Genomic DNA, 527 nt, shown 5'->3' on the forward strand with positions numbered 1-527 from the left:
AGGTGCTGATTAGGCTTTGGATGAGGCCAACGTGTTCCGCGCCCAGTTCTGTCCAACAGAAGAGCCAGTTTTTCTTACCCATCGGGATGGGTCTTATCTCTCGCTCTAGGTGGTTGGTGTCCATGGCAACCTCTGGGTTCTCTAAGAAGACCATCAGTTGTCGTTTACGTTTCAATGTGTAATTCAGTGCCTTCATCCAAGTATCATCGGGTAACAGATCTGCCCGTTGACTTTGTTCTTCACAGAAGGCAAAAAATTGGTCCACTAATGGCTTGCTATGGTGCGCTCGATACGCTTGTTTTTTCTCACCTAGCCAACCTTTCTGTTTGATATGGCTTTCATGACGGTACAAGGTAGCAATCAGGTTGAGGGCGTGGGTGACGGCCTCAGTTTCTTCGACTTCGGCTTTCAGTAGTTGGCGACGCATGTGCACCCAGCACTGGGCATGAGTGATGTCTGGCGATTTTGCTTCGTAGCTGCTATACGCGGCATAGCCATCGGTCAGCAAGGTGCCTTGCCAAACATGA

1 protein-coding gene is annotated in these 527 nt (G+C 49.7%); it reads right to left on the bottom strand.

The window, feature by feature from the left end:
* On the bottom strand, nucleotides 1-527 hold a 527-nt coding region (locus V6259_RS19610), incomplete at both ends, for an IS66 family transposase (RefSeq protein ID WP_341585964.1).

It is taken from the genome of Marinomonas sp. TI.3.20, from assembly GCF_038155025.1.
Classification (GTDB): domain Bacteria; phylum Pseudomonadota; class Gammaproteobacteria; order Pseudomonadales; family Marinomonadaceae; genus Marinomonas; species Marinomonas flavescens.